The sequence below is a fragment of the Allomuricauda sp. F6463D genome (assembly GCF_023015965.1).
Lineage (GTDB): Bacteria > Bacteroidota > Bacteroidia > Flavobacteriales > Flavobacteriaceae > Flagellimonas.
In genome coordinates this window covers 61,725-83,720 of record NZ_JALKAN010000001.1, presented here as the reverse complement: position 1 = coordinate 83,720, position 21,996 = coordinate 61,725, and the positions used below count along the sequence as shown (strand labels likewise).

Genomic DNA, 21,996 nt, shown 5'->3' with positions numbered 1-21,996 from the left:
CTTGGGTCGGGGGACATGACTGTATTCCCTTATTTTCAAATGAAAAGCCCGTTTATATTGAAAAAAGGGCTTTCCAATGGTTCTTTAAAATATTGTAACCAAAACCTGTATGGAACATCTAATGAAACAACGTACCTATCGATGGTTTGGGATACCAATGGGCATACCATTGGATAACCTGCCTTTATTAGGTACTATAGATATAACTGAAGTCTATCTTGTTTTGCGATAGCGTTATACGTTTTAATTAATCATATTGGAGTTGGCTGTAGACGTAAATTTTAATAGAACACTACTTTTTTATTCCTTGATCCTAGCTCCACTTATTCATGTTTTGATCAAGCAAAGAATATGTAATAAACTGACGAAAAAGGATATAGTACATTTCACCCCATTTGCCATTGCCTTGGTATATTTCGGTCTTAGTGGGGTTTTCAATTGGTTTTATTCACCAAAACTGTCAAATTGGTTCGGTATTATCCAGATTTCCTATTTGATGCTTTATACCGCATTATCCTTTGTCCTGATATTTAATTCTTTTAAAGGTGTAAAGACAGTGGCACAGAAAATTTTCACATATAAGGCCATAGGTTTATATTTTGCACTGTTCATTGTTTTTTTTGGGGTCAACATGGACCATTGGATTACCGATCTAGGCCAGACAATATTGGCTTACAGTCTTGCTTCCATTTATGTATTCGCTAGCTTCGTAATGATAATTACGGATTTGACATTGGTATTCTACAAGAAAATACATACATCCAAAAAGGATTCCTATCTCGACAACAATGAAGCAAAATATGTTAATTCTGGATTATCCAAAGAGCTCATGATTCAGTTTGTCAATAAATTGGACAGATTGATGATCGAAGAGAAACCTTTCCTTGACAATAACCTAAACCTTGAAGATCTGGCCAAAAGACTTTCCATTACAAGATATCATCTGTCCCAAACCATAAACCAAAACTACGCGTTGGGCTTTTACGACTATATCAATAAGTTTCGTATCAACGAGGCGAAGGAACTTATTCGGCAAGACCGGTATTCCGGTGTAACAGATATTGGATATCAAGCGGGTTTTAACAATAGGGTATCTTTTTATAAGGCTTTTAAAAAATTTGAAGGCTGTACCCCGACCCAGTATCGAAAAAATCAAAAAAAACTCCCAGAATTATACAATTGTAATCATTAACCTCTTGTACCCTATTCCAGATAAGGCCTGATGCTTTATGTTTTTCTTCCATTACTCTCTGGATAAATAATTTTTTATCACTTTAAATTGCTACAGATATAATCGGAAATTTTCATTTTATAAGTCCCAATAAAACAAAGATCCTATATGTCACGGTAAAGAGGTTGCATGGATTATTCCTCTATCCCATTACAATAAAAAGACTTTAAAAACGCATCGTATCCACACAACTTTGTGACACCGTATAGCTCCATGAAATGATAATTCCCTGTTATCTCCAATATGATTATAAATCCGTTAATCTACATCGGTAATATGGTTAATCCCGTTTTTGATAAACATAGGTTAGCTCCACCACCTTTTCATTTGCAGTGCACAATCATTCGGGGTCAGCATTGAAGCCTTTACAAGTTAAGAAGGACCAAGTCCATATTAAGTTGAGTTTTTTGAGTTAGTTCCATACTAGGTAACAGTGCTTTCCCCGGAGTCGTGCAAAAAGTAGTCTAACTTAATTATGTAAACTCTATGAGAATCAAATTTGTTATTCTGATGCTTGTCTTCATAGGCATATCCCATGCCCAGGCACAGGAAAAAAGAATCACCGGGAAGGTGACGGATCAATATTCCTTACCGTTGCCAGGAGCAAACATCCTTGTCAAAGGGACCCAAAATGGAACATTGACGGATTTCGATGGGAATTATAGCATCAACGCCCTTGAAGGCCAAGTTCTGGTTTTCTCCTATGTCGGCCAGGAAACAAAGGAAATCAGCGTAGGCAGTTCCAATATCATTGATGTACAACTTAATGAAAGTGCCGAAGCTTTACAGGAAGTGGTGGTCACTGCCGCTTTGGGTATTGAACGAAACCCAAAAGAATTGTCCTATTCCATTGACAATTTGGGGAATGACGATATCACCCAGACCAAAGCCGTAAATGTAGCTACGGCCATGGTCGGTAAGGTTTCCGGCTTACAGATAAACACCTTGAACAATGGGGTAAATCCTGATACCAGGGTCGTTTTAAGGGGAAACAGATCCTTACTTGGAAACAACCAGGCCTTGATCGTTGTGGATGGATTTCCATCATCAAGAGGGGTATTGGATAGAATAAACCCCAATGATATAGATAATGTCAGTATTTTAAAAGGGGCAAACGCTTCTGCACTATACGGATCTGAGGCGGCAAATGGGGTCTTGGTCATTACGACCAAAAAAGGGAAAGGTAAATTGCAGTTTACCTATAACAACTCCATCCAATTCGAAACGGTTTCCTACCTGCCCGAGCTGCAGGATGAGTTTGGCGTTGGAGGATTTCCTGATGGGACCCTTTGGCCTTTGGAAAATGTAAACTGGGGACCACGCTATGATGGAAGAATGGTCGCTGCAAGTGAAACCTTGGATGATGGATCGGTATTTTTAGTCCCCTTCAGCCCTATTCCGGATAACCATAAAAACTTTTTTGAGACCGGATTTTCCACAAGGCACGGAATCACTGTAAGCGGTGGGGACGAGAACAGTGACTTTTTATTCTCCTTGGACCAGACCAACACCAGTGGGACGGTACCAAAGGATCAATATAACCGAACCAATGCGCGGTTAAAGGCTAGCCGTGAATATGGTAAATTCAAAATTGGTGGTAATTTGTCATTTTTCAGGTCACATGCCAATCTTGTGGGTAGTGGGGGTCGTCAGGACCGTCCCCTCTATTGGAATGTGCTAAATACCCCATTGCACATACCCCTCAGTGAAATGAAAAATTGGCGGACCGGAAAATTTACCAGCAACGAGGTTTCTTATTATCGCTTCTATGAAAACCCTTATTTCATTGTCGATACACAAAGGGAAAAAACAGATCTTCAAGAATTTAATTTACTGGTCAATGCATCCTATCAAATAACCGATTGGTTGACCGCTACCCTAAATACGGGGTATACAGGAAGCTCACAAAATTTCAAACGGGAATTTGGAGCCTTTACCTATGCGTTTCATCTTCAGGAAACTTATTCTGAAATTGATCCTTATGGTGCCAGGACAGAGGACGCCATGGTCAATTCCACTCGCTTGAACAATGATTTCATCCTCAGGTTTGATAAGGATATTACCAAAGACATCAATACGAAGTTGACCTTGGGACACAACACCAGGCTTACTACCCGAAAGGAAATAAGGGTCAATGGGGCCAACCTCATCATTCCCGATTTCTATAATGTTTCAACAAGGACAGGAGATCTTGTGGGATCGGAAGGCACTGAACTCTTCAGAAAAGTTGGTGTTTATGGTGACCTTACCATAGGCTACAAAGACTATTTATTTCTGAGTGCCACAGCCAGAAATGACTGGTCCTCCACCTTGCCCGAAGACAATAGATCTTTCTTTTATCCCGGTGCCGGTGTCTCTTTTGTTGCATCCAACGCATTTCCCGCGATAACCGGGGACAAGGGCATAAACTATTTGAAAACCAGTTTTAATATTACCAAGACCGGAAACGATCCTGGAATCTATGCTACCCAAGGGATATTCTTTGCCCCTGATAATTTCCCATATGGCTCCACAGCGGGATTGTCACAATCAAGCAGGGACCCGGATTCAAACCTTAGTCCGGAGTTCACCACTTCCATTGAAGCAGCTATGGAACTAAGCATGTTCAAAAGTCGCTTGAACTTAAATGCGACCGCTTATAAAACCAATTCAACCGATCAGATAATACCGGTCAATGTATCTTTTGCATCCGGAGCTGCCTCAAGCCTTATCAACATTGGTGAAATTGAAAATCTCGGGCTGGAAGTTGACCTGAACGGCACCCTATTGAAATCCACTGATTTTTCATGGGATTTGGGTATAAACTACTCTGGGTATAAATCAAAGGTCTTGTCATTGGCCAATGGCGTGGATGAATTGGACATCGGAGGATTTGCTTCCGCACAGATCATTGCTAAAGTTGGTGAGCCCTACCCACAAATCAGGACAACCGCTTATTTAAGAGATAATCAAGGGAGGGTTATTGTTGATGACGATGGTGACCCTATCCAAGACAGCCAAAACCAAATCCAAGGTAAAACCACACCGGACTATATAGTAGGGTTGAATACCACCATAAAGTATAAAAATTGGAAGTTATATGCCGTGGCGGATTATAGGACCGGCCATGTTTTCTTTAACGATATTGTAAATGCCTTGGAGTTTACTGGATTGACACAGCATAGTGTAACAGCTGGCCGACAACCATTCGTATTTCCAAACTCATCTTACTCAGATCGTAATGGAGGATTCGTGGCAAACACCAACAGACTGACTTCCGGAGGCGGCAATGCGTTTTGGGATGCCTACAATGAGGTAAAGGAAAATTATGTAACTGATGCAACCACGCTTAAATTAAGGGAAGTGGCGCTCTCCTATACGTTCAGTCCAAAAATATTGGAGCGATTGGCCGTGGAAAACCTAAGCATTGGATTGTTTGGCAGAAACCTGTTGACCCTTCGCCCAAAGGATAATATATATACTGATCCGGAATTCAATTTTACCACAGGTAATGCCATTGGTGTTGGAACACAATCCCAAACACCCCCGACCAGGCAGTATGGTATGAATTTGACGGTAACCTTTTAAAAAAATTAATCGATGAAAAAACAAATGATATTTCTAAGAATTACAGCGATGACTGTATTTTTTATGACCGTAATCGGGTGCGATGATTTCTTGGATGTCAATGACAATCCGAACGATCCCCCAGTATCCACCCCAAGTTTGACACTTCCGGTAGCTGAACAAAGTCTGGCCAATTTAAATGCCACGAGTATGACCTATCTGGGAAATTTCTTGGCATACAATTGGGCTACCCCCTCCAACTGGTCCGCCAATGCTGATTTTGCGAGATATAATGTGACGTCAAACTTTTTTTCCAACGTATTTGAAACCTCATATGTGGATATCCTTAAGAATCTTACGTATATCGAACATTTTGAAGACGAAACAGGTGCAATTGACTATACCATGTACAGGGCCATAGCATTGGTATTGAAAGCATACCAATACCAGTATTTGGTAGATCTTTATGGTGATGTGCCTTATACCGAAGCCAATAAGAGAGGGGAAAATACCACTCCAACTTATGATGACGCGGAGTTTGTATACAACGCAAACATCGATGCCTTGACTGCTGCAGTGGAACTTTTACAGAATTTGCCTGAAAATGCAGAAAATCCAGGAAGCCAAGATATCATATTCAATGGTGATGTCAGTCACTGGTTACAGTTCGCAAATACCATAAAATTACGAATGTTGGTACGCTTGAGCAATACGGGGCAAGATTCCTATATCAACGAACAGATTGATTTGATCGATCAAAATGGTGCAGGGTACATTGATATGACGGTTTCCGCAAATCCCGGCTATTCGGACAATGAGGACAAACAAAGCCCATTCTATGGGTATTTTCGTTTGCCCTCTACCAATGAAGAAAGTGATCGAGGGGATTTTACCGTGGCGAGTGATTTCACCATCAACTATTTATTGGATACCAATGATGACCGAATTGCAAGATTGTATACCACATCTGCATCCAATGATGAATATAAAGGAGTGGAACAGTCAACTGTACTCCCTGGAAGTGGTTTTACTTCCAACGATCTTTCAAAAGTTGGACCTGGATTATTGATCAACGCGGAACAGGACCAACCCATAATGCTCTTGGAAGAGAGCTTGCTATTACAGGCCGAAGCAACGGCAAGGGGATACTTGCCTGGTGGTGATGCGGCAGCGGAAGAATTGTACCATATGGCAATCAGTGAATCTTTTGCAAGATTGGGGGTCGAAGACCCAATGCAAAGCGCTATTGATTATTATGATCAACCTATCAAAAATGTGTCCTGGAGTTCATCCCCAAATAAGATTGAAGCCATCATTACCCAAAAATGGGTTGCCCTGAATGGGACCTCTTCCATTGAACTATGGATAGAAAAAATTAGGACTGGTTTTCCCGCTGACCTTCCAGTCCCAGTTGAATCCAATGGGACAAGGCCCGTAAGACTATTATATCCAGCATCGGAGATTGCGCGTAATTCAAATAACGTACCTCAGCAAACAACTCAAGATGCATTTACACAACAACCATTTTGGAACTAAAGCTCAATAACTATGTATAAAAAAATAAACAGCAAGATTAAATTATTGATGGGCCTTTTACTCATAGGGGTCACAGTTTCTTCCTGTATTCTTGATGATGATGTCACTGATTTTGGAAAAGGTCCCCATATTGTTCAATTTGCAGCACAACAAACAATTGAAAATTTTTTACAGACCGAAGAAAATCCTGTTTACACTCTGGAGGTGCCCATTGCGGTCTTGGGAGGGGATGGAACACCATTGGGCCAGGATGTCCAGGTAAGTGTATCTGTAAATGCCGCATCCACAGCCCAAGAAGGTGTTGAATATGCATTACCGGCGACTTCTCAAATAACAATCCCTGGAGGTACCGGTCAAGGAATTTTTTCGCTGGAGATCATTTCCGAGAACCTTGATGCCTTTGACCCCAAAAAGGTCATACTCCAAATTGATGGTGCTTCAGAAAATGTTGCGGATTTCAATAGAACGGAGATTACCCTTCAGGCAATCTGTGAATCTCATATTGTGGGGGATTATACCTATGTCAATGGGGAAACTAGGGATGTCACGATCAGCGAGGTCAGCGAAGGGGTGTTCTCCATAAGTGGGGACAATGCCTTCACTAGTGAATTTGCAATTCTTATTACCGACGTATGTGGTACCCTGACCGTGGTGGGCGGTGATATTCCAAGTAATTTTGGAATTGCTAATTCTGGTCATGGATCTGTTGACGAAGAAACAGGCGACATCACCCTGTTTTACACCGTTGATACCTTCTTCAACGAAAGGGAAATGATTTTGACCAGAAGAAATTAAAGATAATCTAGAAAGGATGATCTAGGTTTACTGATTTAGTTATTTAATTGATTTAGGGAGGCTTTGCCTCCCTTTTTTAATAAGCAGCATAAAGAGTTTTATTCGGACATCTAGCTTTTCAAGCGTTTCACATGCATATCATGTGGAAAATACTGGACTTAGCATACTACCTTCTCGTGGAAAAATTAAACATATCAGCCTAACTGTTAAATCAAATATCGGCATGGAATGCGCTCAAGATGATTGTAAGTGAGATTGATAATATTACGAGTATGATCCTAAACATAAGGCAATAACGCATTAAATTCGGTTCAGTCATTCTTTGCTTTTGAACGTGCCAAACCGGAATAAGTTCGTGCCAAAAATAGATGGTACTCTGAAACTATTTTCGTAATGATTTAGATTGGTTGAGCTTATTGTTTAAGAAATGAAAATTCCTATAATTTTAAGCTATAACTTAATAGTTTCATCAATATAAATTTATCTTCCAACTTATTCAAATCGCTGTCATTTCTTCTCATGATTAAAACAAATCGCCCTCGATTAAGTTATACGTAAAAACTATGGTGTGGTCAGATGCTACGCCAAGGTCCAGTAAAATATCAAAAGGCCCAGCGGATAATTCAGACAGTTTGGTACCATTATTATAGCGTTTGGAAATCCAAGTTGGTCGTTCGGTGTACTTCCCATACTAATTTAATACAACTGGCTAGATTTGGGAATGATTCAAATCATTACCGATAAAAGGTTGTTCGAGATCAACTTGATAAACTTATTGGAAACCTCGCGATAATCCTATAGAAGTTGAGTGAAATTGGTTTTTGGAAGTCTTCCTTCGACAGGCGGGTAACAATAACATCCATCAGTTCGACTTCTTTAAACGGCTTGGACAAATAGTCGTCTGCCCCAAGGTTTATCCCTTTTCGAAAATCTGATTTCAACGCAAAATTGTAAACCGTATTAATGCCGCTACACTGTCAACTTTATGTTTTATTTGGCTCTTGCACCTACTAATTTCACACATTTATGCAGCCCATTTTGAATATTCTTTTCGGCTTGTCCAATTCTATAATTGTTGATATAAATCCATGTAAATTTCGTAGGACCCTCATGACCAAATTCAAATGGGTTCTATTCTTTATGGATAAACTGTTTTAAAATTCAGAATTGAAAATTGCTTTTAATAAGTCATTTTCTTAGACATTAGGCACAACAGCTTTCATATACGCATGCGCCCTGAAATGGGTGGTTAACAGATCTGCAATGTGGTGATCGGTTTCATTTCTTTATTCGAAATTCATCAAATTTGTCTTTATCCCTATCGTAGACTAATCCAATTACTTTTATAAGGCCGTCTTGGACTCTATTTCCAATAAACGCGACTTCCATTATCTCAAATGCCTGCCGGTAAATATTTAATTTCGCTAATCTAATCGCTTTATCATCAACTGATTTCATTGAGGTAATATCTTCTCTATTAGACTTTAAAAGAAGTTTTAATACCTGTTCTGATTTGGTGTTGAAATCATTTTTATGAAACAAAGCATTTTGAATGAAAGAGCATTTATAATCATTGACGAGAAATATTGAACTAACTTCTTCATTCGAAATGAATTGACTGACTTCTTCTACATATTCAAAAGTTTCAATGCCAAAGACTGACCCTAAAGCGGTGAGGAAAAAACTGTTATTTCCGTATTTAGCTCTAATTGACTGTTCTATATAGCAGTCAGGACAAATTAAAAAAAGGTTATGCATAAAACAAAGTTTTTAAGCCAAACGATATATTTCCATAATTTCATGGAGAATACTTTCAAAGTCAATTTTCAAATCAATCAATTTTCCCGAATAGATGTCAAAAACCCACCCATGAACCTTTATATTTCGGTCAATCGATGCTTTCTGAACCGCTGCAGTTTTAATTATATTAATGCATTGTTCCTGTACATTTAACTCCACTAAACGTTTGTAGCGCTCTTCTTCATTTTCTATTGAATTCAATTCTTTATCGTGAATTCGATACACATCTCTGATATTCCTAAGCCATGGATTTAATATGCCCAAATCAGCAGATTGCATGGCTGCTTTAACACCGCCGCAATAGTAATGTCCACAAACGACTACATGTTTCACTTCAAGATGTGAAACCGCATAATCAATTACCGACATGGAACTTAGATCTGTGTTTGGAACCATATTTGCTATATTTCTATGCACAAAAACATCTCCGGGACTCGCACCAATTAATTCTTCGGATGTAACCCTACTATCTGAGCATCCTATATAAAGAATTTCTGGGTTTTGACCTTTTGATAGTTTCTTAAAATATTTTGGATCTAGATTCAATTTTTGATTTACCCACTCTTGGTTGTTTTCAAAAACGTGTTCAATCTTCATAATATTAGTTTTAATTAAAATTATAATTTTAATTATGCATTGCTTTGTTTGCCAATAATTTATATATACAAATCAAAATACATTTTTGTACCTCCAATTTACTTTAAATATAAGTAAAATATATAAACAGCGTCCAGATTCGAAATCCCTAAGCCAAGTAATTACTTCGGTGTTATCATCACCTCAAATATTTTATTTTAATATCTAAATATCAAAAAGTTACAATATAATTACACCTATTATTTTATGTTTATGCACTTTGCGATTAATGGCGTGAACTAATTAACCGTTTTATCATAGCTATTTGAATTTCGAAAGAAAGGTAGATACTATTTGCTATCCTGCAAAAGATATAATATGTTTACTCAAATGTTCAATTACATGGACAAATACTATTTGTTAAACATAACTTTTATCATTTAGAACATCACTAATGACAGATAACTTTGTTATTTAAATTCTAATGCCATGAAAACTATTCTTTATGCCAATGATTCCACTGAACAATCAGTACCGGCATTGCGATTTGCCCGTGACATGAGCAGTAATTTAGGAGCTGAACCCGTTATTTTTTATATCCACCAGACACCCATGATTAGGATTTCGGTGACGCATTTACCCAACCAAATCGAAAATCAGGTAATCGAAGAGCAAAAAAACATTTTAAAAGCCTTTCGACTCAAACATCTTGGTAATGACATTGACGGATCACATAAACGGTTTGAAGTCAGACCCCATCGCTCAATATCAATCAGTATTCTTAAAAAATTGGAGGAAGATTCTCCAGATCTTGTCCTAACCGGTAGGAAGGATAATCATACCGATAGGGGAATTTTTACTGGCAACATTGGGCAGAGACTTGTAAAACAATCATCAAGCCCGGTTTTGATTGCTCCTTATGATATAAGCAACGTACCTATTGATACAATTCTATATACTTCGCATTGCGAGGAAGCGGATATTTTACCATTAAAAGCTTGGTATCGATGCCAAAGACCGTAAATCCAAAAATACATGTTGTTCATATCGCCACGTAAAAGCAATACACCGGAAGAAACTGATGCAGTTGATTTAAGGAAATACTATCGCAACAGGTAGATTACGATAACCTTGAATACAAAGTTATTTTCTCCAACCATATCATCAAAAAACTTAATGATTATTCGCAATTAATAAAAATCGATCTTATGGAGGTATTAGATTTAGAAGAAAAAAAATCATAAAAATCTCTTCTGCAAGAGCCTAGTAATCAAAATGGATTCACAAATTGGCATACCACTATTGAGCTTTGTCAAGGCAAATTAATTTCTTAATTATTGAATATGAAACCTAGCAAATTGAAAATTATTTTTCCGCAGTAACGGGCACCCACGAGTGTGCCTGTAAATTCCCTATATGCTTTAGTATACACTACCAATTCCTGTTCAACATGTTTGAATCAGGTAACTCGTTACGTAAAAACATTAGACCACATATAGGGTCAGGTCGTAGTTTGATTAATTATTAGATTAAATATTCTATTATGGCTACTGCTAAAAAAAAGCTTTCCAAATCAGATTTGAAAGCTAAAAGACAAGAGAAAATTCAAAGAAAAATGGAACAAAAGATGATGAAAAAACGTAAATCTAGAGTGTAATAAAGGTTTAAGTTTTATAAAAACGTCCGCAACATGTATTTTGTGGACGTTTTTTTGAATTGTACTCAACAAAATTTCAATTACATCTTTAAAATCCCTTTATTTCAAGGATTTGCCGGATTATTTGGTGTATAAGTCCCTATTCGTTGTCATACTAGGTCAATACTTTGAGATGGTCGCCATCAACTACCTTTGTAATGCCAATATCGACCGCGTAAACAAATGGATTTTTTACGATTTCGGATGAAATCAAAGGCTCAATCATTTACTAAGATTAAAGGATACGAAACGGAGTTTGCTCCCTATCCTTCATTTAATAAAAAATAAATCTTCCCGGTAACGACTGACTTATAACTATTTCATTCCAATTGAGAAGCCCATTGTACATTAGTGAAATTTTTTAACTTCCGTAATAGACTATCATCATTTGACAATTTTTGTTTTACTATGGTATTCAAGGTTCAATAATTAAAAAGAATGGTTAATTCATTAGTTTCTCGCTCCATTAAAAAATCAGTACATCCATCTTTTGATAACAAAAGCCAAACAAGGCTCATGAAATCCATCAACTATAATAACCAATGTGCTTTATAGCACAATCAGCTTCCTGTAGTCTAATGTAAGCAGTATCTTCGCCCCTTTAAAAGTAGAGTTGAAATATCTTTGATGATACAGGTTGATAGGATGTAGATTCTATAGATTTGGATACTAGGATGCGCAAATTATGAACCCATTATAATAATATAGATTATGAAATTTGTCGGTAGTCAGCTGGCTTATTATATGAGTGACAAAGACTTTAAAAATAACTCCAAGATATTATTTAAGTATTTGCTCTTTCTAGGAATTGTCATCGTAATTTATTCTATTGTATTTCATATTATAATGCAAATTGAAGGACACTATCATTCTTGGATTACCGGTTTTTACTGGACCCTTACTGTTATGAGTACCCTTGGGTTTGGAGACATTACATTTGCCTCCGATGTTGGTCGCAGTTTCAGTATAGTAGTTTTGCTTACCGGTATTTTGATGTTAATGATCGTATTACCGTTTGCATTTATACGACACTTTTATGTGCCTCTTTTGGAATCGAAAAAGAACAAGAAGGTTCCACGTCAAGTTCCTACCGGAACAAAAGACCATATCCTAATATGCTCTCAAGATGTTATAGCGATAGATCTTACGGAGCGATTAAGACAGGAATCTATTCCATATTTTGTCATAGAAAACCAAAAAGCTAGAGCCCTTAAAAATCATGATGACCAAGTACCAGTAATCTTTGGAGAACTGGATAATATAGAAACCTTTAACCTTGCCAATATTAAGAATGCCAAACTGGTTGTTGTCAATAGAGACGACTTTTTAAATACCAAGATCATCCTCACCATTCGGGAAGTTGCACCTACTATTCCCATTGTTGCAATAGCCTCCGATATTGAGTCAATAGATGTACAGCAACTAAGCGGTGCGGACCACGTGTTACCAATCAAAAAATGGCTTGGCGAACAATTGGCTAATAGAATAAACGCAAAACATGCCAAATCTAAGCCTATAGGACAATATGAAGATCTCTTAATTGCCGAATTGCCTATCCATAATACACCGTTAGTTTCCAAGCTCACCAAGGAAATAGAATTAAGACATAAATTTGGGGTTAGTATTGTGGGAATTTGGGAGCGAGGGAGATTGCAAGCTATAACCGGAAATGAAAGGCTTACAGACGATAGCGTTCTGGTAATTATTGGAAACAAAGCACAACTTCACAAGATTGATGAGCTTTTCCATGATTACAACATAAACCCAAATCCCGTATTGCTGATAGGAGGAGGTCGTGTAGGACTGGCGGCGGCACAATCTCTACATAAAAATGGGGTTTTAGTAAATGTAATTGACCAAGACCCGGATATTTGTAAGAAAATTAGCCCGTTTTGCAACAAGGTATTCAATGGTAGGGCATCAGATTACGACCTATTAAAAAAAGCAGGAATTCTAGAGGCTCCATCTGTATTGCTTTCTACTCATGACGACACCATAAATATTTACCTTGCCTCCTATTGCCGACAATTGAACAAGGAGGTACGAATAGTGAGTCGTATATCTGAAGCTCGCAATGTAGATATTATTCAAAAAGCAGGCGCTAATTTTGTATTGAGTTACTCAACCTTGGGTTCTGAAGCCATTTTATCTGTTTCCAAAGGTCAAGAACTAACAGTGCTCGGTGAGGGCTTTACCCTGTTTATTATCCCTATACCAAAATCACTGGAAGGCAGTACTCTTAGAGAATCCGGGATAGGCACCAAAACTGGATTATCCGTCATAGCTTTAAAAGAAAATTCAGAAGTCATAACGTTAATATCATCAAACACCATACTGCCTCATGGCGCAGAAATTGTAATGCTTGGAAACATTGAAATGAAACACAGATTTAATAAGATATATGTTAACTTCAATTGATCACTATAAGTTAATTCTTTAGATGATATGAACAACTTTGAATTTATTCATGTTGTACAGTCTCAACCAAACTTTGTATTTACGCTCCAAATCCATACCATAATTAGCTATGCTCCGAACACTATTTCGATTTCATGTTGTTCAAATAGATAATTGTTTATTAAGATCAAAACATGGCGTTATATTATATATAATGAGTTTTAATTTTTAATTTTTAATTAAAAAAATGGCATAAAAAGCATAATCGTCGATTGTGAGCAAAAAATCGGTCATCGTATACCACCCAGATCGGGTCAAAGTGGTTCTTCGAATCCTACTCTTTCATACTCAACAATCATATCCAAATTGCTTAACAAATCTCAGCCAACTTTACTGGTCTATTCTCTTCTAGTGACTTTATTGCAGCAAGACCAATTTTCAAGGATTCAAGTCCATCATTACCATTAACAGGTACATCCGAGTCGCTTCCAAGGCTACTTATAAAATCTTGTATTTCAATCCTATACGCCTCTTTATATCGTTCTAGAAAGAAATGCAATGGAAGTGCTGCATGTATTCCTTTTTCATTGTACAACTTATGGGAATCCATGAAATTATTATTTGACTGCACCATCCCATTTGAGCCAAATACCTCGACTCTTTGGTCATAGCCATAAGAAGCCTGTCTACTGTTGTCAATCACCGCCATTGTTCCATCTGTATAGGTAAGGGTGACGATGGCAGTATCAATATCTCCAGCTTCTCCAATGGCCTTATCAATTAGAACCGCACCTTTTGCATATACCTCTTCGACTTCCTTATCGACCACAAAACGAGCTACATCAAAATCATGAATTGTCATATCCAAAAACAATCCACCTGATTTCTCAATATAACTTATTGGAGGTGCACCTGGATCTCTACTGGTAATTTTGACAAGGTGAGGCTGGCCAACCGCACCGTTTTGCACAAGTTCTTTTACTTTTTTGAATTCTTTGTCAAACCTACGATTGAATCCCAACATAAGCTTAACATTGGATTGCGCAACCACCTCAAGAACTTCAACCACACGTTCCAAGGACAAGTCCAACGGCTTCTCACAGAATGCGTTTATCCCAGCTTTAGCTGCCATTTCAACATAATCGGCATGGGTATCCGTAGGCGAACATATTATGACCGCATCTATGTGAGTTGTTTCCAGCATTTCTTTATAAGTAGAAACAATACATGGTACATTTTTATTTTTTGCATATTGTCTGCCCTCTTCCATAGGATCCATGGCCGCTACAATTTCTACTCCTTTCATTTGACATAGGTTTCCTAAATGGATCCTACCTATTCTGCCTAAACCAGCAATGGCTATTTTTAAATTTCTCATCTATAATTTATATATAACTATAACCCCAATGTTTTAATATAATCCCTATTTGCTTTCGCGCATTTCTTTGGATCACCCATTCCTGGCAGAATATCTTGTTCCACAACAATCCAATCCTCATATCCGATACCGTTTAGGATATCCACAACGGATTTAAAATCTACGCTTCCTTTACCCAATTCGCAAAAGACACCTCGTTTCAAAGCATCAAAATAATCTCCTTTATTACTCCTAGATTCCTCTGCTGCTGCAAAATCATAATCTTTAAAATGCACATGCCATATCCTGTCTTTATACTTATTTAAAGCCATAACCGGATCTCCACCCCCAAATGCATAATGTCCCATGTCAAGGCATAGACCCAAAATATTTGGGTCCGTCAATTGCATCAAGGTGTCTATTTCATCGGGTGTTTCAACATATCCTGCACAATGATGATGGAAAACGGTTCGAATACCAAAGGTCTTTTTAACACTTCGAGCTATTTCTTCAGCTCCTTTTGCAAAAATCTTCCATTGCTCCTTGTCTAACCCCATATCCGGGTTTATCCTACCAGCATTCTGCGTTCTTTCCAATACTGAGGCATTATCATCTGCAAGAACTATGAAAGCATTTTTGTACCCAGCCATATACATTAGTTGAGCCACTCTCATGGCAGACTCCAATCCAGCTTTATGTTCATTTTCCTTTGCTAAGGCTACAGGTACAAAAGCACCCAATAACTCCAAGTCGCGTTTGGCTATTTCTTCCCTCAGGTGTTTGGGATCTGTTGGCATATAACCCCAATCGCCGAGTTCTGTACCCAAATAACCTGTTTCCTGTATTTCATCCAAGACTTGCATAAAGCCAATCTCCTCAGATTTTTTTTCTAGATCAAATTCCAGTGCTCCCCATGAGCAAGGGGCATTTGCTATTTTAATCATATTTCGAATCTTAAAATTTACGGGACCAAATATTTGGCCAACGTTCAATTACCACTTTGGTTTGTGTAAAGAATTCTATGGCGTGTTTACCCTGCCCATGCAAATCCCCAAAGAAGCTATCTTTCCAACCACTAAAAGGAAACTGTGCCATCGGTGCAGCTACCCCTATGTTTATTCCAATATTCCCCGCATCCGCTTCATTTCTAAATTTCCTGGCATTGGCACCACTCGTTGTGAACAAACAAGCCATGTTGCCATAGTTTCCATTATTAACAAACTGTAGCGCTTCTTCGATGTTTTTCATGGAGATAAGGCTCATAACCGGTCCAAAAATCTCGGTCTTTATCAGTTCCTTGTCCAAGGCCACATTTTCCAATATAGTTGGGTTAATGAAGTTTCCTTTTTCATAGCCCTCGATCTTGGCTTTTCTTCCATCTAACAACATATTGGCACCTTCATCAACACCTTTTTGTATAAGCTCTTCAATCCTAGCTTTACTTTCAGGTGTAATAACCGGCCCCATATCAACATCATTCAAACCATAACCGGTAGTTCGTTGTTTAACTGTTTCATAGAGCGATTCTTTAAACGCTCCCTTTTCATCACCTACAGTAATAATGGTGGATGCCGCAAGACACCGTTGCCCTGCACACCCATAGACCGAGTCAGCAATGATTCTCGAGGACATTTCCTTGTCTGCATCAGGTAACACAACCACAGGGTTTTTAGCCCCGCCTTGTGCTTGAACACGTTTTCCATTGGCCGTTCCTTTGGAATAAATATATCGAGCTACAGGAGTACTACCCACAAAGCTTATACTTTTGACCAATGGATGTTCCAAGAGACCATCTACCGATTCTTTGCCCCCATGTACCAGACTTATCAATCCTTTGGGAAGATCTAATGCATCGATAAGCTCAAACACCTTCATCATTGTCATAGGAACTTTTTCCGATGGTTTTACAATAAAAGCGTTACCTGTTGCAATGGCATAGGGTAAAAACCAAAACACAATCATTCCCGGAAAATTGAACGGGGTAATACATGCCGCTACTCCAAGAGGTTGTCGAATCATCATTTCATCGATTCCCCTTGCTATATCTTCTATAATATCCCCTGCCATAAGCATTGGAGTTCCACACGCAACTTCTACGTTTTCAATGGCCCGTTGTATTTCTCCAAGTGATTCGGCCTTTGTCTTTCCAGATTCATTCGTAATGATTACGGCCAGCTCTTCCTTATGCTCTTCCAACAACGCTTTTAATTGGTAGAGTACCTGAACTCTTTTCATTACGGGCACCTTACTCCACTCTTTATAGGCATTTTGGGCTTTTATCACCGCACGGTCAACATCTTTTACCGTATCACTACCTGAAGGAACCTGTGCCAAAATATTTTGATCAGCTGGGTTATAAACTGGAATTGTTTCTTTTGATGCACTTGCAGACCACTGTCCGTCAATGTAATTTTTTAAAATATCCATTATTCTTACGCTTAAACTATTTATAAACTTCTATTTTCAATTATGAATTACTTCCTAACAATATGTATATCAGAACTGTGACCAAACATAGTCCTATGGACATTACTTTGGTGTATTTCCACGAAACGAGACTTACAGCTCCGACATCGGCCATTTGATATGTATTCTTTCTCGGATAAAAATGCGAAACCGCAAACATGATGATTATGTTTAAAACAAATTCAATACCCCACAGGTGTACAAAATGAATACCGTGGCCCGTATATACCCATGACATAAAAATGTAAAACAACAATCCAAATACCAACGCTGCTTTTGCTCCTGTTGCCGATATTCGTTTCATAAAGAATCCAGCCAATAAAATGGTTGCAATCGGAATAAAATATATTCCATTCAGTTCCTGTAATAGTTGGTATAAGCCATCAGGTGCATTGGCCATCATGGGAGCCGTAAAAATTGCCACTACGGCCAAAATGGCGGAGGTCACCTTACCAACCATCACAAGTTTACTATCACTGATGTCGTTCTTAAAATGCTTTTTAACAATATCAACACTAAAAAGAGTCGCTACCGAGTTAAGTACAGAATTGAATGTACTTAAAACAGCACCCATAATGACAGCGGCAAAAAAACCAATCAACCATACCGGTAATACTTTTTTTACAAGTTGGGGGTAAACACTATCTTGCTGGTCATAATAAGTATCTTGAAAATAATAAAAACATATTACGCCGGGCAGTACAATAACCAACGGTATCAGAATCTTGAACAGCCCCGTTAACAACAACCCTTTCTGTGCTTCTTTTAAATTTTTTGCTCCCAATGCTCTTTGTATTATAGCTTGGTTCATACCCCAGAAATACAATTGATTTATAATTAAACCGGTAAAAAGTACCTCAAAAGGTAAAACTGAATCAGGAGCCCCTATAACATTGAATTTCTCGGGCGCAAATTCGTAAACTTTGGTAAGACCATCCATTGGGTTTCCATCCCCAATGGCCACAAGCGCAAGAATTGGGATAAGAAGCCCCCCCAATAAAAGTCCAAAGCCATTGATGGTGTCCGAAAATGCAACTGCCTTTAATCCTCCGAAAATCGCATATATGGAACCTATCGCCCCTATGACTACGACAGTAATCCATAAACCTTGGGATTTATCAACCCCGAGAATCTCCGAAACCCCGAACAAGCTTTCTATCCCGATAGCTCCTGAATATAGGACTATGGGCAATAGTGTTACAACGAAAGAAAAAATGAGAATGACCGCTACCAATGACCTCGTAAAACTATCGAACCTATTTTCTAGAAACTGTGGTATGGTGGTAAGTCCCATTTTAAGGTATTTAGGCACAAAAAACACAGCTGCCACGACCAAGGCAATAGAAGAGGTAACTTCCCAGGCAATCACAATAAAACCGTTGACATATGAATTTCCATTCATCCCAATCAAATGTTCGGAGGATATGTTTGTCAACAGCATAGATCCGGCTATTACAGTACCTGTCAAGCTTCTTCCTCCCAAAAAATACCCTTCTGAGGATTTTAAGTTGGTTTTTCTAAGGCTGTACCAAGTAAAAAAGGCAACACCTCCTGTAAAAAGGATAAATGAAACCAACATGATAATTAAATCAGTATCCATAAAGTTTGTTAGTTAAGTGATTGGTTACAGGTAGTATTTTTGAGTTTTCTTGTTTTCTTGATAGGATTGGTAGGAAGCATTAACCTCTTGTTTTTCAGAAATTTCAGCGACTGCAACGTCCCACCACGCAAATCCAGGCACTGCTTTTTTACGGTCTACATCTATATAAATCAATGTAGTTCGGTCAATGGTCTTAGCTACTTTAAGGGCCTCTTTTAATTCATTTACATTGGAGGCTTTTATAACATGTGCACCCATACTAGCGGCATTGGCCGCATAATCCACTGGTAACATCCCTCCATCCAATTGTTGGGTTTCCTCGTTCCTATATCGATAATAGGTTCCAAATCCTTCACTCCCCAATGATGCTGATAAAGACCCAATACTAGAATAGCCATCATTATTCAATAGCACTATTGTAAGTTTTTGTTTTTCTTGTATGGATGTAACGATTTCTTGAGACATCATTAAATAACTCCCATCGCCTACCATCACATAGACCTCGCTATCGGGACGGGCCATCTTGGCACCCAATCCCCCCGCAATTTCATAACCCATACAGGAATAACCATATTCCAAATGAAACCCTTTGGGGTCTCTGGTTCTCCATAATTTATGAAGATCACCAGGTAAGCTTCCAGCTGCACAAAGTACAATATCCTTGGCGTCAGAAAAATTGTTCACCGCTCCAATAACCTCACCTTGAAAAGCAGGGGTTTGGTTTTTTTCCTCATAAATATTTTCTACAAAACTGTCCCAACCCTGATTGAGTTCTATTACTTTTTTCTTATAAATTTCTGGAACTTCAAAAGTTGATATTTGTTCATAGAACTCTTCTAGTATTACTTTTGCATCACCTACCAATGGCAAAGCACCATGTTTAAAACAATCAAATTCAGTAACGTTTATATTAATGAACCGAACCTTTGGGTTTTGAAACCCTGATTTTGAAATCGTGGTAAAATCACTGTAACGTGTACCAATCCCGATAACGACATCTGCCTCTTTTGCTATTTCAATGGCTCCTGGGGTTCCCGTTACTCCAATTGCACCCAAATTTTGAGGTACATCAAATGGCAGTGAACCTTTTCCGGCATATGTTTCGCTCACTGGGATGCCAGTTCGTTCAACGAATTTTTTCAAAATTTCAGTAGCTCCACTATAAATTGTGCCTCCACCTGCGATAATAAGGGGTTTTTTACTTGCTTTAATCAAAGCAATCGCCTTCTGAAAAAGGGAGCGATCGGGCAGAGTCCGACCAATGGGCCATGTCTTTTTACGGAACATTTCTATTGGATAATCAAATGCTTCTGCTTGTACATCCTGAGGAATACTAAGGGTTACGGCGCCAGTATCCGCTGGAGAGGTCAAGACACGCATAACTTCTGGAAGAGCGGTAATCAATTGCTCAGGTCGGTTGATCCGATCCCAATATTTTGAAACGGGTTTAAAGCAATCATTCACCGAAATATCTTGAGAGGCACTGGATTCGAGTTGTTGAAGGACTGGAGCCACCTGTCTGGTTGCAAAGATATCACCTGGAATCAGTAATACGGGGATTCGGTTTATGGTCGCCAAAGCCGCACCAGTAACCATATTGGTTGCTCCTGGGCCTATAGATGTCGTGCAAACAAAGCTCTCCATTCGATTCTTTACTTTTGAATATGCCACTGCGGCGTGTACCATTGCCTGTTCATTACGCGCAACATAAAACGGAAAACCTGGTTCCTGATGCAAAGCCTGCCCAATTCCCGCCACGTTCCCATGACCCAGAATACCAAAACATCCAGCAAAAAATTTGTGTTCCTTTCCATCACGTTCCACATACTGATTCTTCAAATAAGCTATGGTTGCCTGTGCGACCGTCAATCGTATTGTCTTCATTCGTTTTGTATGATATTAAATAAATCGGTACACTATGGAACTATCGTTTGAGTACCTTTTGTTTTACTACTATGAACTGATGTTACAACAATTAAAATCCCCCTTTAGCCTCAATGAACTTTAAGGATTCTTCAATGGTCGGCATAAAATTTGCACAACCGTTCTTCGTTACCACTTGCGCTCCACTGGCGTTCCCCATTCGGCAGGATTTATACAAGCTCCAGCCCTTAAGGAACCCGTAAAGAAAGCCACCTGCAAAAGCATCACCAGCTCCCAGTACGTTTACAACCTCAACAGGAAAGCCTGGAACATCTTTCCTGGAACCGTCCTTGGAATAGATACTTACTCCATCTCCTCCTCTTTTTACCAAAAGTGTTTCTATACCTGAGGATAAGAGCCACGCTATTGATTTGTTGATATCTCCTTTTATCTCAGGCGCCGAAATCTGCTGATGCTTGATAACAACCTGGGATGCTTCACTTAGGGTAGCTGCCAGAATTTCTTCTTCCGTACCAATGGCAATTTTCACCTTAGGCAATATCGCTCTCATCGTTAGTCCAAAAGCACGATAATCATGCCATTGGTCGGCTCTAAAATCAAGGTCCAACACTACGTCAACATCATTTTTATTAGCTATTTCAGCAGCGAAGAAGGTTGCACTTCTACTAGGCTCAACATTCATTGCAGTACCATTTATCAACAATACCCTATAATCTGGGATATTTGCATCCAAAACATCATCAATATCTAGATGACTATCTGCGGCATTATCGCGATAAAATACCAACGGAAACTTGTCCGGTGGTTCAATACCGAGAACAACGGCACTACTTCTCGTTCCGTTTTTTATGGGAATGCATTTGGTATTCACCTTTTCGGATTTCAAAAAATTAATTATAAAATCCCCCACTTTATCATTCCCTACAGCTGTAAGGAGACTGGCTTGAAGTTCAAGCCTAGCACAAGCGACCGCAATATTTAACGGAGACCCACCAACGAAGGCATCAAAACCTTTTATATCATTGAAAGAAGAGCCTATGTTTTGAGAATATAAATCGATAGATGACCTACCAACTGTAATTACATCGTATTTTTTACTATCCATTATTTGA

14 protein-coding genes are annotated in these 21,996 nt (G+C 38.6%); 6 read left to right on the top strand and 8 right to left on the bottom strand.

Going from position 1 to position 21,996, the window contains the following annotated elements; genetic code table 11:
* Positions 1 to 262: 262 nt before the first annotated feature.
* From MWU56_RS00315 to MWU56_RS00300, 4 genes are all read left to right on the top strand, one after another.
* Positions 263 to 1,192 carry a helix-turn-helix domain-containing protein gene (locus MWU56_RS00315; RefSeq protein ID WP_247041051.1) on the top strand — a complete coding sequence of 310 codons (930 nt, stop codon included), beginning with the start codon at positions 263 to 265 and terminating at the stop codon, positions 1,190 to 1,192.
* A 549-nt stretch (positions 1,193 to 1,741) separates the two neighbouring features.
* The gene (locus tag MWU56_RS00310) at positions 1,742 to 4,798 is read left to right on the top strand and encodes a SusC/RagA family TonB-linked outer membrane protein (RefSeq protein ID WP_247041050.1); all 3,057 of its coding nucleotides are present in this window, start codon (positions 1,742 to 1,744) and stop codon (positions 4,796 to 4,798) included.
* Positions 4,799 to 4,810: 12 nt separating this feature from the next.
* The gene (locus MWU56_RS00305) at positions 4,811 to 6,313 is read left to right on the top strand and encodes a SusD/RagB family nutrient-binding outer membrane lipoprotein (RefSeq protein ID WP_247041049.1); all 1,503 of its coding nucleotides are present in this window, start codon (positions 4,811 to 4,813) and stop codon (positions 6,311 to 6,313) included.
* 12 nt (positions 6,314 to 6,325) lie between these two features.
* Complete coding sequence (locus MWU56_RS00300; RefSeq protein ID WP_247041048.1) at positions 6,326 to 7,108, top strand: hypothetical protein; 783 nt, start codon at positions 6,326 to 6,328, stop codon at positions 7,106 to 7,108.
* A gap of 1,278 nt (positions 7,109 to 8,386) precedes the next feature.
* Here MWU56_RS00300 and MWU56_RS00295 read toward each other — a convergent pair.
* Together MWU56_RS00295 and MWU56_RS00290 are read right to left on the bottom strand one after the other, a co-directional pair.
* A complete protein-coding gene (locus tag MWU56_RS00295; RefSeq protein ID WP_247041047.1) occupies positions 8,387 to 8,866 on the bottom strand; it encodes a carbonic anhydrase in 480 nt (159 codons plus the stop codon).
* Positions 8,867 to 8,878: 12 nt separating this feature from the next.
* Positions 8,879 to 9,505: a carbonic anhydrase gene (locus MWU56_RS00290; RefSeq protein ID WP_247041046.1), complete on the bottom strand. Its 627-nt coding sequence runs from the start codon at positions 9,503 to 9,505 to the stop codon at positions 8,879 to 8,881.
* A 468-nt stretch (positions 9,506 to 9,973) separates the two neighbouring features.
* Between MWU56_RS00290 and MWU56_RS00285 the strand changes: the two genes are divergently transcribed.
* Positions 9,974 to 10,507, top strand: coding sequence for a universal stress protein (locus tag MWU56_RS00285; RefSeq protein ID WP_247041044.1), 534 nt, complete (start codon positions 9,974 to 9,976; stop codon positions 10,505 to 10,507).
* Positions 10,508 to 11,924: 1,417 nt separating this feature from the next.
* Positions 11,925 to 13,598, top strand: a complete 1,674-nt coding sequence (locus MWU56_RS00280; RefSeq protein WP_247041042.1) for a potassium channel family protein — start codon at positions 11,925 to 11,927, stop codon at positions 13,596 to 13,598.
* 349 nt (positions 13,599 to 13,947) lie between these two features.
* Here MWU56_RS00280 and iolG read toward each other — a convergent pair whose 3' ends face one another.
* The 6 genes from iolG to iolC all read right to left on the bottom strand — a co-directional run bounded on the left by iolG (position 13,948) and on the right by iolC (position 21,989).
* Positions 13,948 to 14,955 carry an inositol 2-dehydrogenase gene (gene iolG, locus MWU56_RS00275; RefSeq protein ID WP_247041040.1) on the bottom strand — a complete coding sequence of 336 codons (1,008 nt, stop codon included), beginning with the start codon at positions 14,953 to 14,955 and terminating at the stop codon, positions 13,948 to 13,950.
* Between the two features lie 17 nt (positions 14,956 to 14,972).
* A complete protein-coding gene (locus tag MWU56_RS00270) occupies positions 14,973 to 15,878 on the bottom strand; it encodes a sugar phosphate isomerase/epimerase family protein (RefSeq protein WP_247041038.1) in 906 nt (301 codons plus the stop codon).
* A gap of 10 nt (positions 15,879 to 15,888) precedes the next feature.
* Positions 15,889 to 17,361: a CoA-acylating methylmalonate-semialdehyde dehydrogenase gene (locus tag MWU56_RS00265; RefSeq protein ID WP_247041036.1), complete on the bottom strand. Its 1,473-nt coding sequence runs from the start codon at positions 17,359 to 17,361 to the stop codon at positions 15,889 to 15,891.
* Positions 17,362 to 17,401: 40 nt separating this feature from the next.
* On the bottom strand, positions 17,402 to 19,000 hold the full coding sequence (locus MWU56_RS00260; RefSeq protein WP_247041034.1) for a solute:sodium symporter family transporter: 1,599 nt from the start codon (positions 18,998 to 19,000) through the stop codon (positions 17,402 to 17,404).
* Between the two features lie 24 nt (positions 19,001 to 19,024).
* Complete coding sequence (gene iolD, locus MWU56_RS00255; RefSeq protein ID WP_247041032.1) at positions 19,025 to 20,884, bottom strand: 3D-(3,5/4)-trihydroxycyclohexane-1,2-dione acylhydrolase (decyclizing); 1,860 nt, start codon at positions 20,882 to 20,884, stop codon at positions 19,025 to 19,027.
* Positions 20,885 to 20,975: 91 nt separating this feature from the next.
* The gene (gene iolC / locus MWU56_RS00250; protein WP_247041030.1) at positions 20,976 to 21,989 is read right to left on the bottom strand and encodes a 5-dehydro-2-deoxygluconokinase; all 1,014 of its coding nucleotides are present in this window, start codon (positions 21,987 to 21,989) and stop codon (positions 20,976 to 20,978) included.
* Between the last annotated feature and the right edge of the window lie 7 nt (positions 21,990 to 21,996).

Bases quoted from the DNA above. Each gene is read 5' to 3' on its own strand.
- MWU56_RS00290 (WP_247041046.1), bottom strand. From the start codon at position 9,505: ATGAAGATTGAACACGTTTTTGAAAACAACCAAGAGTGGGTAAATCAA.
- MWU56_RS00310 (WP_247041050.1), top strand. From the start codon at position 1,742: ATGCTTGTCTTCATAGGCATATCCCATGCCCAGGCACAGGAAAAAAGA.
- iolD (WP_247041032.1), bottom strand. From the start codon at position 20,884: ATGAAGACAATACGATTGACGGTCGCACAGGCAACCATAGCTTATTTG.
- MWU56_RS00300 (WP_247041048.1), top strand. From the start codon at position 6,326: ATGTATAAAAAAATAAACAGCAAGATTAAATTATTGATGGGCCTTTTA.
- MWU56_RS00270 (WP_247041038.1), bottom strand. From the start codon at position 15,878: ATGATTAAAATAGCAAATGCCCCTTGCTCATGGGGAGCACTGGAATTT.
- iolG (WP_247041040.1), bottom strand. From the start codon at position 14,955: ATGAGAAATTTAAAAATAGCCATTGCTGGTTTAGGCAGAATAGGTAGG.
- MWU56_RS00285 (WP_247041044.1), top strand. From the start codon at position 9,974: ATGAAAACTATTCTTTATGCCAATGATTCCACTGAACAATCAGTACCG.
- iolC (WP_247041030.1), bottom strand. From the start codon at position 21,989: ATGGATAGTAAAAAATACGATGTAATTACAGTTGGTAGGTCATCTATC.
- MWU56_RS00260 (WP_247041034.1), bottom strand. From the start codon at position 19,000: ATGGATACTGATTTAATTATCATGTTGGTTTCATTTATCCTTTTTACA.
- MWU56_RS00305 (WP_247041049.1), top strand. From the start codon at position 4,811: ATGAAAAAACAAATGATATTTCTAAGAATTACAGCGATGACTGTATTT.
- MWU56_RS00295 (WP_247041047.1), bottom strand. From the start codon at position 8,866: ATGCATAACCTTTTTTTAATTTGTCCTGACTGCTATATAGAACAGTCA.
- MWU56_RS00280 (WP_247041042.1), top strand. From the start codon at position 11,925: ATGAGTGACAAAGACTTTAAAAATAACTCCAAGATATTATTTAAGTAT.
- MWU56_RS00265 (WP_247041036.1), bottom strand. From the start codon at position 17,361: ATGGATATTTTAAAAAATTACATTGACGGACAGTGGTCTGCAAGTGCA.